Annotated in this window: 17 protein-coding genes; 6 read left to right on the forward strand and 11 right to left on the reverse strand. The window is 40.4% G+C overall.

The genetic code is table 11. The features are described from left to right. Nucleotides 1-109: 109 nt before the first annotated feature. Nucleotides 110-1222, forward strand: a complete 1113-nt coding sequence (locus AMD27_RS11420) for a transglycosylase SLT domain-containing protein (protein ID WP_067660563.1) — start codon at nucleotides 110-112, stop codon at nucleotides 1220-1222. A gap of 64 nt (nucleotides 1223-1286) precedes the next feature. Here the strand turns inward: AMD27_RS11420 and AMD27_RS11425 are convergent, their stop codons facing one another. Next, nucleotides 1287-1670 (reverse strand): SCP2 sterol-binding domain-containing protein, encoded by a 384-nt coding sequence (locus AMD27_RS11425; RefSeq protein ID WP_067660566.1) that lies wholly within the window; start codon nucleotides 1668-1670, stop codon nucleotides 1287-1289. A gap of 357 nt (nucleotides 1671-2027) precedes the next feature. Beyond that, the gene (gene ttcA, locus AMD27_RS11430; RefSeq protein ID WP_067660569.1) at nucleotides 2028-2951 is read right to left on the reverse strand and encodes a tRNA 2-thiocytidine(32) synthetase TtcA; all 924 of its coding nucleotides are present in this window, start codon (nucleotides 2949-2951) and stop codon (nucleotides 2028-2030) included. 496 nt (nucleotides 2952-3447) lie between these two features. Here ttcA and AMD27_RS11435 point away from each other — a divergent pair, with 496 nt between their 5' ends. Both AMD27_RS11435 and htpX read left to right on the forward strand, forming a co-directional pair. Next, nucleotides 3448-4323 carry a lytic transglycosylase domain-containing protein gene (locus AMD27_RS11435; protein ID WP_067660572.1) on the forward strand — a complete coding sequence of 292 codons (876 nt, stop codon included), beginning with the start codon at nucleotides 3448-3450 and terminating at the stop codon, nucleotides 4321-4323. Between the two features lie 122 nt (nucleotides 4324-4445). Beyond that, nucleotides 4446-5351: a protease HtpX gene (htpX, locus tag AMD27_RS11440; protein WP_067660575.1), complete on the forward strand. Its 906-nt coding sequence runs from the start codon at nucleotides 4446-4448 to the stop codon at nucleotides 5349-5351. Nucleotides 5352-5477: 126 nt separating this feature from the next. On the opposite strand, the gene AMD27_RS11445 is transcribed toward htpX, so the two are convergent. The 3 genes from AMD27_RS11445 to AMD27_RS11455 form a co-directional block, all read right to left on the reverse strand. Beyond that, nucleotides 5478-5849 (reverse strand): hypothetical protein, encoded by a 372-nt coding sequence (locus tag AMD27_RS11445; RefSeq protein WP_067660578.1) that lies wholly within the window; start codon nucleotides 5847-5849, stop codon nucleotides 5478-5480. A gap of 34 nt (nucleotides 5850-5883) precedes the next feature. Next, nucleotides 5884-6456, reverse strand: coding sequence for a DUF4112 domain-containing protein (locus tag AMD27_RS11450; RefSeq protein WP_067660582.1), 573 nt, complete (start codon nucleotides 6454-6456; stop codon nucleotides 5884-5886). 294 nt (nucleotides 6457-6750) lie between these two features. Continuing rightward, nucleotides 6751-9849, reverse strand: coding sequence for a multidrug efflux RND transporter permease subunit (locus AMD27_RS11455; RefSeq protein ID WP_067660585.1), 3099 nt, complete (start codon nucleotides 9847-9849; stop codon nucleotides 6751-6753). Between the two features lie 281 nt (nucleotides 9850-10130). Here AMD27_RS11455 and AMD27_RS11460 point away from each other — a divergent pair, with 281 nt between their 5' ends. After that, on the forward strand, nucleotides 10131-11264 hold the full coding sequence (locus AMD27_RS11460; RefSeq protein ID WP_067660588.1) for a glycerophosphodiester phosphodiesterase: 1134 nt from the start codon (nucleotides 10131-10133) through the stop codon (nucleotides 11262-11264). Between the two features lie 60 nt (nucleotides 11265-11324). Here AMD27_RS11460 and AMD27_RS11465 read toward each other — a convergent pair whose 3' ends face one another. Continuing rightward, on the reverse strand, nucleotides 11325-12719 hold the full coding sequence (locus tag AMD27_RS11465; RefSeq protein WP_228140661.1) for an MBL fold metallo-hydrolase: 1395 nt from the start codon (nucleotides 12717-12719) through the stop codon (nucleotides 11325-11327). A 106-nt stretch (nucleotides 12720-12825) separates the two neighbouring features. On the opposite strand from AMD27_RS11465, the gene AMD27_RS11470 reads away from it, so the two are divergent. Next, nucleotides 12826-13203, forward strand: coding sequence for a diacylglycerol kinase (locus AMD27_RS11470; protein WP_067660591.1), 378 nt, complete (start codon nucleotides 12826-12828; stop codon nucleotides 13201-13203). A 95-nt stretch (nucleotides 13204-13298) separates the two neighbouring features. Here the strand turns inward: AMD27_RS11470 and AMD27_RS11475 are convergent, their stop codons facing one another. Continuing rightward, nucleotides 13299-13568 (reverse strand): YadA-like family protein, encoded by a 270-nt coding sequence (locus tag AMD27_RS11475; protein ID WP_067660594.1) that lies wholly within the window; start codon nucleotides 13566-13568, stop codon nucleotides 13299-13301. Nucleotides 13569-13905: 337 nt separating this feature from the next. Between AMD27_RS11475 and AMD27_RS11480 the strand changes: the two genes are divergently transcribed. Continuing rightward, nucleotides 13906-14283, forward strand: coding sequence for a hypothetical protein (locus AMD27_RS11480; protein ID WP_067660597.1), 378 nt, complete (start codon nucleotides 13906-13908; stop codon nucleotides 14281-14283). 426 nt (nucleotides 14284-14709) lie between these two features. Here the strand turns inward: AMD27_RS11480 and groL are convergent, their stop codons facing one another. The 4 genes from groL to AMD27_RS11505 all read right to left on the reverse strand — a co-directional run bounded on the left by groL (nucleotide 14710) and on the right by AMD27_RS11505 (nucleotide 18604). Next, complete coding sequence (gene groL / locus AMD27_RS11490; RefSeq protein WP_067660603.1) at nucleotides 14710-16344, reverse strand: chaperonin GroEL; 1635 nt, start codon at nucleotides 16342-16344, stop codon at nucleotides 14710-14712. Nucleotides 16345-16423: 79 nt separating this feature from the next. Next, entirely contained in the window at nucleotides 16424-16714 is a 291-nt protein-coding gene (locus tag AMD27_RS11495; RefSeq protein ID WP_067660607.1) for a co-chaperone GroES, read from the reverse strand. A gap of 200 nt (nucleotides 16715-16914) precedes the next feature. Further along, the gene (locus tag AMD27_RS11500; RefSeq protein WP_067660614.1) at nucleotides 16915-17685 is read right to left on the reverse strand and encodes a metallophosphoesterase family protein; all 771 of its coding nucleotides are present in this window, start codon (nucleotides 17683-17685) and stop codon (nucleotides 16915-16917) included. Then, nucleotides 17666-18604, reverse strand: coding sequence for a diacylglycerol/lipid kinase family protein (locus AMD27_RS11505; RefSeq protein ID WP_067660617.1), 939 nt, complete (start codon nucleotides 18602-18604; stop codon nucleotides 17666-17668). The genes AMD27_RS11500 and AMD27_RS11505 overlap by 20 nt, the downstream gene beginning before the upstream one ends. Nucleotides 18605-18762 lie beyond the last annotated feature (158 nt).

Consider the following 18762-nt stretch of genomic DNA (forward strand, 5'->3'; position numbering starts at 1 on the left):
TGACGTTCATGACGCCCACCCTTATTGAATTTATCAACTTTAAATTAAAGCTTTGAAGCGGTACTTCTTTTGCTTTTTTTGGGCATAAATTACTTGTAGCGGAGACAACATGCACAGTAGTTCAACGTCTGGATCGAGGCTTTGCCTTCATTCATTTACTTCTTCTCTCTCATTTAAAGCATTGGTCCTTGCTACCGCATTTATACCGTTCCACACGATCAATGCATCCAAGACCAATCAGTACAACACGGTGGTCAATAGCAACACATTAACCGTCGTCGCAGTGTCCAACCCCACTGTGGTTTTTAAAGACGGAAACTTTAAACATGGTTTTGGCTATGACTTGGTCAGTAGTTATGCACAAAACCTCAATGTCAAACTTCAGTTTAAAACTGTTTCGAGCAATGAAGCAGCTTTGAAAATGGTTCAGCAAGGTAAAGCCAACTTTGCCATGACCACAGCCTCAATCAATAGTATTGAAGCCAAGCACCTCACAGGATTTTCGGCTTCCTGCGGTGACTTCAACAGTTTAAGCAAAAATGGTTTAAATCCAGACATCAACTGGGTATTTAAACGCGCAGATGATCCATTAACTGAAACAGCAAGCGGTTTCGTTTGCCAAAGTAAGCAAAATGGTGCAATCCAACAGATGGCTTCTTTTTATAATCGTAATGTGGTTAAAAAAGACGATTGGACGACGATACAGCGCAACCTAAGTGCACGTATGCCGATCTATAAAGCCAGTTTTAAAAAATCTGCTCAGCAGTACAATCTGGATTGGCACTTCTTGGCAGCCATTGGGTATCAGGAGTCTTTTTTAAAGCCTGATTCAGTGTCACCAACAGGTGTACGTGGCATAATGATGCTGACCAATAACACCGCCCGTGCCATGGGCGTGTCGAATCGGGTCGACCCAGCACAAAGCATTCAAGGCGGTGCAAAGTATTTTGATCAGATGATGTCAAAATATAGTCATATTCCAGTTCAAGACCGTTACTGGTATGCGCTGGTTGCCTATAACATGGGACCAGGTGCAACAGATTCGATTATGAAGCGCTTAAAAGCACAGGGTAAAAATCCAAACGACTGGATTCAGCTGTATGACTTTTTAAATCGTAACAAAGCCAGTAATGGGCGTTACCGTCAAGCAGTTCAATATGTCACGCATATACGCTCGTATTTGGAACATATTAAGAGCACGCCAAAACTGCTCAGTATCTAAAGACCTAATGATGTTGCATAAAAAAAGCTTACCCTTAGGTAAGCTTTTTTTGCTTTAAAATGACTTAAGTGGTTTGCTCAAGCACTTTTTTAAACAAATCTTTTTGTTCTTGGCTTGGTTTAGCCGTTTGCAATGCCATCAATTGAGACATGTCACCTTGAACTTTGATTTTACCGGTCATGAATGCTTGCATTGCCGCAGCCATATCAAACTCAAGGAATACTTTACGAAGGGTATCAGCATCTAGGTTCAAAGTCGTTTTTGCATTTGCTGAAGAGCCTTTGACAATTTTACCGCTGTCTAAAGCAAGTTCAGTTGTTCCTTCACCACCTGTTACAACCAAATTCAACGCTAAATTAGCAAGTGCTGGCGGTAAATTTAGGTCACCAGCTTCTGCTGTTAATTTTTCAACATTTGCAAACCAATCATCAGTTAAAAATGCAGGCATGTTCTTTCCTCAATGTATTTATTCAATTTATTGTGTTATCTGTCCAAGACAACAACATGATGAAGCATAATGCTTGCGTATTGTTATAGCACGATAATTTTAACATGGGCTAAATTATTTTGTACGCTATGTTCAATTTTTCTCATTTTTTTAATATTTTTTTGATTTGTACAATCCTTGTGTTGTCTCGATTTCAAGCCAAATTTGTCAATGATTTTATATGTCGTATGCGAGCCAAATTTTGGCACAATTGATCAATCAAAATAGAGCTACTTTGATCTTTAAACCTAAACATTTATGCATAAAAAAACACCTTAACATTTAAGGTGTTTTCTTAAACCATTTACTTAAAGCGAGTTATTCAACCGCAAAACCTAAATTCACCATACTAATGCGGTTATTCGGTGTTTCACCCTCTTCGGTTGAACAGCTACCGCTAAAATCGATTTCACGCTGACTGTCCAACGCTTCAAAGTCAAATAAATCACGATCTGCCAATTGTGATGGAGAGACATTTTGCATTGCGCCAAAAATACTGTGCAAACGTTTCGGATGCTCTTTGTCCCACGCACGTAGCATGTCATTAATAATGGCACGTTGTAGATTCTCTTGAGAACCGCACAAGTTACATGGAATAATGGGGAAATGACGCATTTCGGCATATTTGATAATGTCTTTTTCTTCAACATAAGCCAAAGGACGAATCAGAATGTTCTTTTTGTCTGAAGACAACAATTTCGGTGGCATGGCTTTTAAGCTTCCGCCATGGAACAGGTTTAAGAAGAAGGTTGCCATGATGTCGTCGCGGTGGTGACCCAATGCAACCTTAGTGGCACCAATCTCTTGTGCAAAGCCATAGAGCGAACCGCGGCGCAGACGTGAGCATACAGCGCAATATGTTTTCCCTTCTGGGGTTAACTTTTTGGTGATGCTGTAAGTGTCTTTTTCCAAGATATAATACGGAATGTTATTTTCTTCTAAATAACGCGGTAAAATATCTTCAGGAAAGCCCGGTTGCTTTTGGTCTAAGTTAACAGCAACCACTTCAAACTTGACCGGAGAGATGCGCTGAAACTGCAATAAAATATCCAGCATGGTGTAACTGTCTTTACCACCAGACACACACACCATAACCTTATCGCCTTCCTCAATCATTTTGTAGTCACGTATTGCATGACCCACCTGACGACGGAGTTTTTTCAACAAGCGATAATATGCAGAGCTCGTAGGAGGTTCTGGCTTAAAATTAAACCCTTGATTGGATTCAACTGGCGAGTACATAGACGACATTAACCATAAAAAAAATACTGCGTAATTTTATCCGATTCGATGCTTGACCGCATCTAAAGAATTTTTATTTTTTAAAAGTATGATTTATTTTCATCTTCCTGTCTTATTCACGCATTTAAAATGTACGCTTCCGTTCAATTTTTAAGCCAAGCGCTTATATTTTGGACTTTTCCACAGTTTTCCACAAAACCTGTGGATAAAATTGTGGACTTAATAGGGCTTGACAAACTTTTGGCAAGGCTAGATGGTACTTCTCTTTAGATTGATCATTTTTTGATCACCTTTTATAGCTCATAATTTTCAATGACTTAATCATGTCAACAGATTAAATATAAATAAAAATAAATATTTTTTTTGGATATTATCCCAACAATTTAGACTTGCTTTTTTACAAATCTATTTTTAAAAATCATTCGCTAGTATTTCTTGAACAATTAGTTTGCTAAACTGCATTTTCATCTTAGGGCATGAAAATTTAAAATAAAAAATGAAAATATCGGTTAAAGTGAAATGGGGCTGTGTACTTGGGTGTGTGAATGTTATCTTATTTTCACCGCAACTTTTTGCTGGTCAAACCATTTACCAATATAGAGAAAGTAGCGGTTCAACCTTACTCACCAATAAAAAAAGCACGAACAGCAACTTAAGAGTTGAAAAGAAAACCTATTATCCAGACAGTAATATCCACAGTTATAGCAATTGGGGTAAATCTGAAGCCTCAGTTTTACCCAGCTACAATAAGGATAAAAACACTTTTGACCACTATATTCGTCAAGCAGCACAAACCCATGGCATTTCTGAAGGACTGATTAAAGCCGTCATGCATACTGAATCGGGTTTTAATGTCAGTGCTCGCTCCCCTGTTGGCGCGCAAGGTTTAATGCAACTCATGCCAGCCACAGCCCGTCGCTTTAATGTGAGTAATGCTTATGACCCTCAGCAAAATATTTTCGCAGGCGCAAAGTATTTGGCTTGGCTATTAAAACGGTTCAATGGCAATACACATTTGGCGTTAGCAGGCTATAACGCGGGCGAAGGCAACGTCGCCAAATACGGCGGTATCCCCCCCTTTCGTGAAACGCAAGACTATGTCAAACGCGTAACCAGTCGTTTCAATAACCTATATTCTAATGGCATAGGTACATTAAGTAATACGACAGCACAACCTGCTCAGGTGATTGCTCAATCTGCACATTATACTGCAAATAATTCGCCTGCCCCTGTAAAACCTGCCAGTAACAACACACCTAAATATGCACAGCGTCAAATTATTGTGGCATCAGATGGTAGTTATACCGATGCCCCAGGTGCGTATGCCACGTCCAATGCCAGTGCCTCTGCAAAAATTTATTTTTCCAACTAAGTTGATTTTTTGGGTTTAATTTGCATTTTAGACTTGAATTTTGCCCCGAGAGAACGCATATTTGATTCAGGTTTTTCGATTCAAAAACCTTATTAATTTTTAGTTATAAGAGGATTTTCTCGATGATGCGGATTGGTTTGTTTTTGCTAACCAACCTCGCGGTACTGGTGGTAGCTGGCATAATCTTGTCACTCTTCGGTGTCGGTAGTTACCATGGCGCGGGTGGCTTGAATCTTGGCAATTTGTTGGTGATCTGTTTTGTGTTCGGTATGGTGGGATCGATGATTTCGCTACTGATGTCAAAGTGGATGGCTAAAAAAACCACAGGTACAGAGTTGATTGATCCCAATGCACCTCGTAACCAAGCGGAAGCATGGTTGTTACAAGAAGTTGCGCAATTGGCTCAACGCTCGAGTATTAAAATGCCGGAAGTGGGTATTTTTCCGTCTTATCAATCCAATGCTTTCGCCACAGGTTGGAACAAGAACGATGCTTTGGTTGCCGTTTCTACGGGTTTACTTGAACGCATGAACAAAGACGAGCTGCGTGCGGTACTGGCGCATGAGATCGGTCACGTGGTCAATGGCGACATGGTCACACTCGCTTTGGTTCAAGGTGTGGTCAATGCGTTTGTGATGTTCTTTGCACGTGTAGTCGGTGATTTCATCGATCGTAACGTATTTGGGCGTGAAGCCGGCGAAGCACCGGGTTGGAGTTATTTTCTGATTACCATCGTACTAGACATTGTCTTTGGTATCTTGGCTTCTGCGATCGTAATGTGGTTCTCTCGCTATCGTGAGTACCGTGCAGATGAAGCAGGTGCGCGCTTAGCAGGTAAAGATGCAATGATCAATGCCTTGCTACGTTTACAAAGCGAATCTGAGATACCTGATCAAATGCCAAAAGAAATGAAGGCATTTGCGATTTCTGCTGGTCGTGAAGAAGGGTTCAGTCTTGCAGCACTTTTCCAAACTCACCCTACTATTGAGCAACGTGTTGCAGCTTTACGTCAACTTGATTGCCGTTAAGCAATTGAATAAATTTAAAATTTGATTCAAAAAAGCCTTCAACTTTGAAGGCTTTTTTCATTCTATGACCCTTGAATCCTAATCTCTAAATCCTAGCTCTTAACTCAGAATCATTGAGTCATTGAATCATTCAGCAGAATGCATCTCTTGTATACAGCGGAGTAAACTCCCGTTGATATCTATGATACAGAATAGCTTAAGTTCTTCTAATTGCTTAATTTTTGTCATTTTTGCACGTGGGAATAAAGACCAATTAAGCTTTGACCAATAATCAAAATAATCTTCGATATTCTGTACTCGGATACAAGCACTATGCCATGAGTTTTGAGCATCAAGCTCAGGATGATGAAAAAGTTCCAACAACATTTCACCTAATTTTAAGATCGTCCACTCATGAGACCGAAAAATAGTGGAAAATCCTAAAAAATGATAAAATTTTTCCGTTTCTGTAAAATCAATTGCGGGTAAGTTCGCTGTTATATTACCTTTAAATTGCATCTTTTTAATCTACCTAATCTTTTTGTTGTGAGCTCTATTGCTGATACCACTGCCATAACCAACTCCCCCCCATCCAAATTGCAAAAGCAAAAATCGCAAGGAATATAAGTCCAAGAATATCGGGAATATGTAGCCAAATCCAAGCTACGACAGAATTTCGCCAAAAAACAGAGTCTTGCTGTTTCTTTTCTAATTTTTCATGTAGAAATGGATGAACCACATGATGATCTGTCTTTATATTATACTCTTCACGAATATGATCATGTACGACTGCTAAAGCCTTACGACTAGGGCGTATAAAAATGTCAAATATGGTGCCTGCAACTGGAATAAAGCCGACCACAGCATCCATCATCGCCAATTTAATCACGCCGTTGAGCTTGGCCTGTGGTACACCAATTTGTTTGGCTTTATACACGGCATAACAGGTCAATACAAAACCCGCGATATCACCTGCGATAGGAATCGTGCTCAGTGCTGCATCTGCACCGACGCCTTGTTTGGTAAATGGGATACGTACAATGGAATCCATCATATTGGCAAATTTCGCCAAATCGCGTTCCAGTTGAATGACTTCAGTTTGACTGAGTTTTTTTTGTTGTGTCATGACGTTCATCTATACATTAATCTTTGTGTAATAGCCTGTTTATTTTAAAAAATCAAGATGAGTTTGATCAATACATAGCTCAGTCAGCCTCATTTTCAGAGTCAATCGCTCAGCAACTACTTCTCTTTTAACATTAGGTTCAGCATATTCACATAAGCAAAATAAATTCTGCCAGTACACTCTAGAACCCTAAAGCCCTTAAATCGAAAGACCCAAGGACTTTTAAAATCATCTTAGCCTGTGATGTTTAATCCAAGACCAACCACGAATTAATCTAGCTTAGTTTTTCTTCGCTTAGTTTTGCTTAGCTTTGCGCTGAAAGAGTGAACGAATCAGGACATACATAAACGGAATAAAAATCAGTACCAGCACCGTACCAAAAATAACCCCGCCCAGCACACTGACTCCAATCTCTTGGCGACTTGCTGCGCCTGCACCCACGGCAAACACCAAAGGAATGACGCCAGCCCCAAAAGCCAACGAGGTCATTAAAATCGGACGTAAACGCAGCCCTGCCGCTTCAGTTGCGGCTGCCATAGCCGTCAAACCACGTTCTTGAGCCGCGGCAGCAAACTCCACAATGAGAATGGCATTTTTACAGGACAGACCAATGGTGGTCAGCAATGCAATTTGGAAGTAAATATCGTTTGGAAAACCGACCATGCCACTGAAGATGATATTGCCCCCAATGCCCAGTGGAATCGCGGCAAGCACCACAGACGGAATAGTCCAACTTTCATACAATGCTGCCAGACACAAAAAGATAAATCCAACCGATATCAGATACAGCCACACAGCTTGCGTACTGGACTTTTGTTCTTGATACGACAGTCCACTCCATGCCAGACCTACACCTTCAGATTGATCCACTAAGGCTTTAATGTCTTGCATGGCGTCGCCTGAACTGACATTTTTTGCCGTATCTGCTTCCATTTGCAATGCGGTATAGCCTTGGAAGCGATTGACCACATCGGGTCCACCTTCCCAAGATATGGTGGCGAAGTTACTAAACGGAATCATTTGATTGAGATTGTTACGCACCGACCATGCATTAAGATCTTCAGGTTTCGAGCGGTATTCAGCTTCACCTTGCATCATCACGCGTTTAATCCGCCCACGATCAATAAAGTCATTGATATATGAGCCACCCCAAGCACTTGACAAGGTACTGTTAATGGCAGATTGAGAGAGTCCATTGACCATGGCCAGCTTTTGATCAATATCCACTTTCAACTTGGCTTTATCTGGATTAGAACGTTTGGCGATATTTTCAAAACTGGTGAAATCAATGGCTTTTTGTTCAAGCACTTTAAACTGACTCTCCAAATAAGGACGACCTTGACCATTTAGATCTTGAAGCCAAAACTCCAATCCATTGGTATCGCCTAAACCACTCACAGAACCCGGTAAACTGATCATAATCCTTGCATTTGCATGCTTTTTAAAATGTTGCATGGCACGTTCACGAATCGATTGCGCTGAATTTTCATCACCTGCACGATCATTCCAATGTTTTAACGCGACAAAGCCGGTACCTAGATTTTGCCCTGTGCCTGAAAAATTACGTCCATACCGAATTTGCACCAATTCAACATTGTCTTTTTCATGCTCTAAAAAGTATTCACGAATCTCTTCACCCACCACGCGGCTGTTGCTCATGGGTGCGCCTTCGACCAAGCTGAACTGGACGCTAATAAAACCCTGATCTTCACTGGGAATAAAACTGGTCGGCAGTGACTTATAAATCAGTCCAAACACGGTGATTAATCCCGCAAAAAGAACCAACACCACCCATTTCAGCGCAAAGCTTTTTTGAATCAGTTTTAAGTAACTGGCTTTGAGACCTTCCATTTTTAGGTTAAACCACACTGCCCAGCGCTGCGGTTTTACATTGGGTTTTAAAATAATCGCGCATAAGGCAGGCGTCAGCACCAACGCCACCAACAGCGATAAGGACATCGCGGAGATGAGCGTAATGGAAAACTGACGGTAAATCACGCCAGTTGAACCACTAAAAAATGCCATTGGAATAAACACCGCGGTCAATACCACAGTAATTCCAATCAATGCGCCCGTCATTTCCTTCATCGATTCAATCGAAGCTTGTTTCGGGGTCATGCCTTGTTCATGCATTAGCCGTTCAACGTTTTCAACCACCACAATCGCATCATCAACCAACAGACCAATCGCCAACACCAAGGCAAATAACGTCAAGGTATTGATGGTCATGCCTAGGCCATACAAAATCGCAAATGTCCCTAAAATCACAATCGGCACAGTCAGCGTTGGAATAAGCGTGGCCCGCCAACTTTGTAAAAAGATAAATATCACCAAAACCACCAAGATGATCGCTTCAATGAGGGTTTTAACCACCTCTTTAATCGACTCTTGCACGAACGGGGTGTTATCCCGTGGATAAACAATTTTATAGCCTGGTGGCAGTTTTTTAGTAATCTCGGCAAGCTCGGCTTTAATTAAGGCTGAAGTTGCCAACGCATTTGCACCCGAGGACATAGAAACCGCAAGTCCTGCCGATGGAAAGCCATTGATGGTGTTAAAGGCCTGGTAGTTTTCTGCACCCAGTTCAACCCTTGCCACGTCTTTAAGATAAACAAAACTGCCATTGGGCGTGGCTTTGACAATAATTTGATTAAATTCATCTACAGTTCTGAGCCTTGAACCGGCAGTCACTTTGGCATTTAGATATTGGTCTTGCACTGTAGGTAAATCACCCACACCTCCTGCCGCCACTTGTGTATTTTGTGCTTCAATCGCCGCTCGAATATCGCTTGGCATTAAGGCATGTTGGGTGAGTAAGTTCGGATTTAACCAAATTCGCATGGCATATTGAGAACCAAACACATCGACCTCGCCCACACCTTCAATCCGTGCAATCTCTTGTTCTATATGATCTGCCAAATAATCTGACAGTTCAATATTGTTACTTTTATTGGTGGTGTCGTATAAACCCACCACCATAAAAGTATCCCCTAAGGATTTATAAACGTTCACGCCTTGGCGCTGCACATCTTCAGGTAACCGATTAATCACCCCATTAATGCTATTTTGTACTTGCACCTGTGCAGTATCTGGGTCTGTGCCATTTTCAAAACTTAAACTGATGCGACTATTGCCAGATGAATTACTGCTTGAACTGAAATAGAGAAGATGATCAATGCCCTTAATTTGTTGTTCTAAGACTTGCGTGACACTTTCTTCTACAGTTTCAGCATCTGCGCCCGTATACGTTGCAGAAATAGTAATGCGAGGCGGTGCAATGTCAGGATAGCGCTCAACTGGTAAACTGTTGACGGCAAAAATTCCGATGGCCATCACAATGATCGCCAACACACCAGCAAAAATAGGTCGCTCAATAAAAAACTTAGATAGCATTCGATTTATTTCATTCTTGGATGAAAAGAAAATTTAGACTTATACAAAATATAACATTCAGACTGATCTTCCGTGACACGCATCCAAAAAACAAGTTTTAATAACAGAAACCTTTCAGATTGAATCGATTATGTAGAAACTGTGAAGATAAAGATGTGGTCTATTTCAATGAAATGGTTGCTTCATAATTCATTAATCAACATCGGCGCCTACAAATGTCATCCAAATGAAAAAATTGCTTAGGATACTCAAGCTTCAAATAAGAAATCTTGAGCTCCATGATGATAAAAAGAACCCTATGTAGTCTTGCCATTCTTGCCTCTTTAAGCGCATGTAATGATGACAATGACAGCAACAACTCTACTCAACCTGAAATAAAAAAACCTGAGATTATGATTGTGGGGCATCGCGGTGCCAGTGCGTTACGCCCTGAACACACGCTTGAATCCTATCAAAAAGCGATGAATGATGGTGCTGATTTTATTGAACCAGATCTGGTGCCAACCAAAGATGGTTACTTGGTGGCTCGGCATGAAAATGAAATCGGTGGCACGTCCAATATCAGTACACTGCCCCAATTTGCAGATCGTGAAAAGACCAAGAGTATTGACGGGGTCATTATAAAGGGTTGGTTTACTGAAGATTTCACTTTGGCTGAGTTAAATTTAATCAAAGCTCGGGAACGAATTCCTAAAATTCGCCCACAAAACACCCAGTACAACGACCTTTATAATATTCCGACTTTAGAACAAATTATTGAACTGGCGGATGCACATTATAAAAAAACAGGCAAAATCGTGGGACTGTATATCGAAACCAAACACCCTAGTTATTTCAGCCAGCCTTCAATTAATTTGGCAATGGAAGACAAATTATTAAGCACTTTATCCAAATATTCCTATACCCGTGATATCGCACCGGTCTATTTACAATCTTTTGAAGTCAAAAATTTAAAATACTTAAGCGAACAGCTCAAGCTACACAAAAGCTTAAAGCATGCAAAAATTATTCAGCTCTTTGACAGTAAAACTAATTTTCCTGCAGATGGCTCAACTCAAACTTATGGGGAAATGGCGACAGCAAGTGGTCTTAAAAATGTTGCCGTTTACGCAGATGGTGTAGGTCCAAGTAAAACCTATATCCTGCCGAATACTCAGCCTGCCACGCCGACATCGTTTGTCAAAGATGCCCATGCTGTAGGCTTGAAAGTACATCCATATACGCTACGCCCAGAAAACGAATTTTTACCGAATTATTTAGATTGTAGCGCACAAGTAGAACAGCGCTGTGAAGCGGGTGCACTTCAAGAATATGAGATTTTCTTTAAAGCCGGTGTGGACGGCGTCTTTACCGATGATCCGGCTTTAGGTCGTAAAGCGCTTAATCAATATTTAAGCACTCTTCCCAAAAAATAAATCACCTTTTAAAAACCAACAAAGGCTCATATTGAGCCTTTGTTGGTTTAAGCCTATGACTTAATTTCGTGGAATCGGCTGTGCTTTGACCACAGGTGCCGTGGCACTTGGCGTTATAGCGGCTTCAACAGAAGGAAGAACTTCTTGTGATACCGTTGGTGTAACGGGCTTTATCGACTCTTTAATTTGGATGTTCGGCGTAATTTCTTCCTTCGTCACCGTTTTGGGTACTATTGGCGCTTCAATCGACGTTACTTCAGGAACTATTTCAGCAGTCGTTTCAGGACCTAAACCATTGGGTACGATCACTACTTCAGGCGGGCTTTTACGATCTGCTTGCGGCTTGGCTGTCACAGGCGTCACAGGCGTCACAGGCGTCACAGGCGTCACAGGCGTCACAGGCGTCACAGGCGTCACAGGCGTCACAGGCGTCACAGGCGTCACAGGCGTCACAGGCGTCACAGGCGTCACAGGCGTCACAGGCGTCACAGGCGTCACAGGCGATGCTACGCTGACCCACTTAAATTTTGAAGCTCCATTTTCCTGAATATAACCTAAACCTGGAAAAGGTAAATGTGCAGCAGCAACTAGGGTTTTTTTCTGCGCAAGCTGATTAAATAAAGCCACGCGTGTATCCGCGGCTTTAACTGCATCTACATCAAAATCTACCGACAATCTTGGCTGTTCAAACTGTAATTGATGTGAATGCACCACATCGCCCAAGAAAACGAGCTGCTCATGTCCATGGCTCAGTTTAAAGCTACGATGACCCGGCGTATGTCCTTGGGTATTGACCACTTCAAGTCCATTAATCATCGCGCCATCTTTAAAGGTACGGAAACTCATAAACTGCTTATAGGGTGCAACTGCCTGTTCAATCTGTGCAACCGTGGTTTTAAATTTGGCTTGCTGAGCAACAGGAATCTTGCTAATGGCGTTGGGCGCTAACCAATACGCCACTTCATCTTCATGAACATAAAGTGAAGCATAAGGAAATACCGCTTTAGCGTCTTTGGTAATGCCGCAAGTATGATCTGGATGCAGATGCGTTAAAAACACAGTTTTGATATTGCTTAGCTTATAACCTGCCGCTTCAATATTACTGGCAATAGAACCTAAATTCGAACCAAAACAGCTCGCTGCACCACTGTCCACCAACATCACAGATTGACCATCATCAATTAAGAATGCATTCACAGGGGTTTTTAAAGCCGAAGTAATGCCTAATTGGGTAAATAATTTAACGCGTTCTTCTTGATCTATATTTTTATGAAACAGTTCACGATCTAATGCTAAGTGACCATCCAGTAATGCCACTATTTTATAAGGTCCAAATTGCTGGACTTTAAAGCCCGAATGGGCAGAACTTGGGTTTGTCGCTGTATTGATTTCATTGGCCTGAACCGTTTGCACTACCCCAAGAGCCAACATTACCGCTAAAGACAAGACTTTCATTTTTTCTCTCATTAGAATTTGGTTTTAATCACGATTAAAGAGTTAAATTAATTGTATTTTAAATTTGTTATCGTATTTTGCCTGAAAATTTAACAAAGTTTAAGTTATGAATGAGTATTCTTCCTTAAAAGGCAAAACGGGTCTAAAACGCATTCTTCATGCCACAGGATATTCGCTTGCTAGGTTTAAAGCTGCTTTTAAACATGAGGCCGCTTTTCGACAAATTGTGCTGATCAATGCCTGTCTTATCCCTACAACTTTCTTGCTGAATGTCTCACGCCTTGAGCAAGCCGTTTTGATCACAGTATGTTTATTGGCCGTGATTGTTGAGCTGTTTAATTCTGCTATTGAAGCTGTTGTTGACCGTGTATCACTTGACAAACACCCACTTTCTAAAAATGCCAAAGATATGGGTAGTGCCGCGCAGTTTGTCGCACAGTGCATCATTATTATCACTTGGCTAGTGATTTTATTACCTGAATAAAAGCATTTAAGCGGTCAATAACAATGTTTTGATAGACCATAAAAAATCCCCGCTTTACGCGGGGACTCTTTGTTTACTCCATCCTGACAATGGAATTATTTACCGCCGAACACGTAAGCTACGCCTAAACGCCCGCCGATTTCGCTACCACCAGCAACACCTAATGCGCCGCTGATAGAAGTACGACCGTCTTTAAGTACAGTTGCAAGACCCATTGCAAATGCTGATTCGCTTTCGTAGTGACCTACACCACCAAATACAGCAGTTTGACCTGCACCTAGATTAGGCACGTTTTGTTGAGCTGCCAAAGCAATTGCAACACCGCGGTAAGCTGTTTCTTCAACTTTATCAACACTTGAGTTCAATTTAAATAATACTCTTGTTTTAAATTTATCAATTATTAATTGATATAACAGGAACTATTCATGTAATAACTTTCAAAAAAACTAATCTTCTTAAATCAAAATTAACAACAGAAACTTATAATAATGACTAAACAATAAAAAAGAGATAAAATCTCCGGTAGTGCTAAATACCAACGTGTAATAATTCATTTATATATTTTAATATCAATAACTTATTATTTTTATCACGTCGTATTCATGCACTACCAAATCTCCTAAGTCACGTAAAAAAAAAAAATTAATATTAAGCATTATAATAAGATTTAGAATATTGGAACCTTATGTTTTATCGATACACATGACCAATCAGTCCGAAAAGATGAGTTTTGCCAAGAGACTAAAAAAAGTACTCGTGGATAACCAACACCCTATCAGCCCTACATACCTAGCTAATGAATTTAACAATCGTTATGACGGTCAAGCGATTAGTGTTCAATCTGCAAACAATTGGTTGCTCGGCAAGGCAATTCCAAATCAAGACAAACTATTGATCTTATCGATTTGGCTGAATGTATCGAGTCAATGGCTTAGATTTGGTGAAGAGTCAGATAAGACTAATCACAATTATGCAAATTCATTATCTGCTCAAGATTTAGGAATCGTATCAAAATTTAAGAAACTCAGTCCTATTCAAAAACAGATATTAAATTCACTCATTGATGAGTTTACTCGTTAATAGATAACGTTTTTTGTTGTTCTGATTGCATTTTTTCTTTATTTTTATATTCTTCAATAATTTTCTCACATTCGATTATTTTTCTGTAGAGTGATCTAAGTTCCTTTTTTGAAATAAGAATTAGATCATTAGAGCCCTGTAGATTATTATCAATTTTTATTAAATTTTGCATGTTTCAATTTAAATTTCTAGTTGATACAACTAGAAACTATTCTTCTACACAACCTTAATAAGAAAACCTTAATTTACTATTTATTGCATTAATGATTAAATACAAGTCATTGTATTTTATAAATTTATTTAATTATTGGATGAGTATCTTACTCTACAAATCAAATTACAACACTATTACATCAAATTTTAGTTACATAAAAAACCCCCGCTTGAAGCGAGGGTTTTTTATGATGATCCTAAGATCAGTATGACTTACATCATACCGCCCATGCCACCCATGCCACCCATATCTGGCATTGCAGCTTTATCTTCTGGAATGTCGGTAATCATACATTCAGTCGTCAGCATAAGTGCAGCAACAGATGCAGCATGTTCAAGCGCTGAACGAGTTACTTTTGCAGGGTCAAGAATACCCATTTCAAGCATATCGCCATATTCGCCAGTTGCAGCGTTATAACCGAAGTTACCTTCACCGTTCTTCACCGCGTTGATCACAACAGATGGCTCATCGCCCGCATTTGATACGATTTGACGAAGTGGCGCTTCGATTGCACGGCGTAGAATGTTAATCCCCACGTTTTGGTCATCGTTCGCACCAACCAAGCCATCAAGTGCTTTAGCTGCACGAACAAGTGCAACACCACCACCTGCAACCACACCTTCTTCAACCGCAGCGCGTGTTGCATGAAGTGCATCGTCAACACGGTCTTTCTTCTCTTTCATTTCAACTTCAGTCGCTGCACCAATTTTGATGACAGCCACACCGCCCGCAAGTTTAGCGACACGTTCTTGAAGTTTTTCTTTGTCGTACTCAGAAGAAGATTCTTCGATTTGAGCACGGATCTGTTGAACGCGCTCTGCAATTTGAGCTGCATCACCTGCACCATCAACAATCACGGTATTTTCTTTAGATACGGTAATTTTGTGCGCAGTACCCAAATCTTGAATAGAAGCTGTTTCTAAAGACATACCCACTTCTTCAGAAATCACTGTCGCACCCGTTAGGATCGCGATGTCTTGAAGCATTGCTTTACGACGGTCACCAAAACCAGGTGCTTTAACAGCACATACTTTGATAATGCCGCGCATATTGTTCACAACCAAAGTTGCAAGTGCTTCGCCTTCAACATCTTCAGCAATGATTAAAAGCGGTTTACCCGTTTTAGCCACAGCTTCAAGGACAGAAATCAATTCACGGATGTTGCTGATTTTTTTATCAACAAGAAGAATGAATGGATTTTCAAGTTCGGCAGTTAAAGTCTCTTGTTTGTTGGCAAAATACGGGCTGATATAACCACGGTCAAACTGCATACCTTCAACAACATCAAGTGAGTCTTCGAAGCTTGAACCTTCTTCAACCGTGATCACGCCTTCTTTGCCCACACGCTCCATTGCTTCAGCAATCAGCTTACCCACAGTGGTGTCAGAGTTTGCAGAAATCGAACCAACTTGTTCAATGGCTTTAGTATCAGATGCAGGTTTAGCTGTTGCTTTAATGTTTTCAACAACTGCTTTAACTGCAAGATCAATACCACGTTTCAAGTCCATTGGGTTCATACCCGCAGTCACTGATTTGATGCCTTCGTTTAAGATTGCTTGTGCAAGCACAGTCGCAGTCGTTGTACCGTCACCCGCGATATCATTGGTTTTTGAAGAAACTTCACGAACCAATTGAGCGCCCATGTTTTCAAACTTGTCTTTAAGGGTAATTTCTTTCGCAACCGTTACACCATCTTTAGTAATGTGCGGTGAACCGAAAGAACGGTCAATAACAACGTTACGGCCTTTAGGACCTAAAGTGACTTTTACAGCATCTGCAAGAATGTTTACACCCGCGATCATTTTTGAACGCGCTGAATCACCAAATTTTACTTCTTTAGCTGACATGCTCAACTCCGAATTTTATTAAATTTATAAACAATTTAGACTGTTACTTATTCACAGCTCTGTATGCAGGTCTAAAAGCTTAAGCTTCAAGTACCGCTAAAATGTCAGATTCTTTCATGATGAGAAGCTCTTCGCCTTGTACTTTCACAGTTGTGCCTGCATATGTACCAAACAAAACTTTGTCGCCCACTTTTACATCTAAAGGACGAACGCCAGTTTCAGTTACAAGACCATTCCCGATTGCAATGATTTCCCCTTGCGCTGGTTTTTCAGCAGCAGAACCTGGGAGTAAAATACCGCCAGCAGTTTTAGTTTCTTCTTCAACACGACGAATAACTACGCGATCATGTAATGGACGAATATTGCTCATTGAAAACTCCAACAGACTAAGTCTTTATATAGTGAATTGACGATGACTTCTGGTTCTATGCGTATTGTTCCATGGGTCATCATCAAGAAATTAATTTCGATGACACTGTTGTGGGGATGGAAAAAAACGCTTCAAGGGGAAAATCAAAAAAAAATGGTTTTTTTGTATCTTTTTAAATCAATATTCTCATTTTCAGTCGCTTATGCGCATCGTTCATCTATTTTGAAATCTTGGTCTGGTTCTGAAAAATAATAGTGTTGTACATCGACATCATTTAAAAGGACGTTAAAGCCATTGGGTAAACCATGATGCAAACGATAAGAAGTCGCTGTACCTGCATGGATTTCTAAAACAGGATGAGGCGAATCTAACTGATAGACTTGATTTAAATCATACACCGCTGATTGATGCAGATGCCCATGCAAAAGTGCATTTAAGCCATTTTTAGACCACGTTTCCAACGCCATTTTTCCCAAAATTGGACAGTCCTTTACCCCATGATTTTGATCAGGCGGAGTATAGAAAGGTTGATGCGCCACAATTACCCTAATTTTATTGGGTGGTGCCCGTTCTAAAGCCAAATTCACCTGCTGAATCTGCTCAACAGAAATATGCCCTTTGGTATGATAACGACGACGAATACTGTTCACACCCACAATATAAAAATGTTCAGTTTCTAGCACATCTTCAAGCTGCCCAAAAAACAAACGGTAACGTGCAAACGGACTAAAAATCCGATTCCATACATGATAGAGCGGAATATCATGATTTCCTGGAACGACCAAATACGGGATTTTCAAGCTGTCTAAAAATTGTTTACAGTGATAAAACTGTTGATAACGTGCGCGCTGAGTCAAATCCCCACTGACAATAACCGCTTCAGGCTGATGATCAAGACAAAATTTTTGAATCGCTCGAATACATTCGGGCTTTTCGGTACCAAAATGTAAATCAGACAGATGCAGAATCATAAGGCACCATAATTTTTAAAGCGTTTTTTTCAACATGAACATGCAAAGGCGTGCTCATCTCTTTGATTTCACCATCAATGGCCACTGTTAATGTTGCTTTTTTTGAATATACATTCACCAGATTCCCACTAAAGCTGTATACATCTGCAGCTTGTTCTAGCTTGCCGCGAATCAGTTGAACCAAGGTTTTAAACAAACTCAGTTTATCGGTTTTTGCTAAAATAACGCCGGCCACTTCACCTAGCGCAGCACATTGAGCAATCTTAAGATTCATCTCCTTTAGCTGCAATTGATTATTTCCAAAAAAGAGTAAAGGTGTTTTCACTGGATAACGCTTCTGATCGACGTCTATTTCCAGTTTCAATTCTTTACGATCTCGAATTAGCACATCCAAACCTGAAGTATAAGCATGTAAAGGAAAGCGTCCGAATTTTTGGTTATAGAGTTCTCTTTTTTTGATAAATAGGGGATAAAGACCAAGACTGGCATTATTCAAATAAATTTGATCATTGATCTTTGCCACATGCGATAAGCGTGGCTCTCCTGTCGCAATGACGTTAGCTGCGGCCAACAGATCAAGCGGAATATTGAGGACACGTGCCACATAATTAAAGGTTCCGAGCGGTAGAATCCCTAAGGGAATATCTTGATGTAGCAACTGTGAAGCCACTGCGTTGAGTGTGCCATCACCGCCCGCTGCAACAATAACCCCGACATCATTAAATTGTTGATGACGCGTTAGAACTTTTTGCATGAGAGTCTGAATATTGGGTTCAGAGGCAAGATCAAAAACCTGAATTTCAAAACCATGCTCAGACCAAATTGTCATAAGCTGCTCATAAATATCGTCATTCTGAGTTGCATGAAAGCCAGATTTTTCATTGTAAATCATTGAAAGTGGTTTTAAGAATCTGGTCATATCTTTGATTACGTTAAAGTAATCACTCTAATTTCGTCGAATATCTAGACAATTAATAGCAGATTTATGTAAAATTCGAATCACAGCGATTCAATACTCCAATGTAATTTTTTATTGAAAAGTGACTATTAAATCATTCATTTAGTTATCTATTTAAA

Source organism: Acinetobacter sp. TGL-Y2 (assembly GCF_001612555.1).
GTDB lineage: Bacteria > Pseudomonadota > Gammaproteobacteria > Pseudomonadales > Moraxellaceae > Acinetobacter.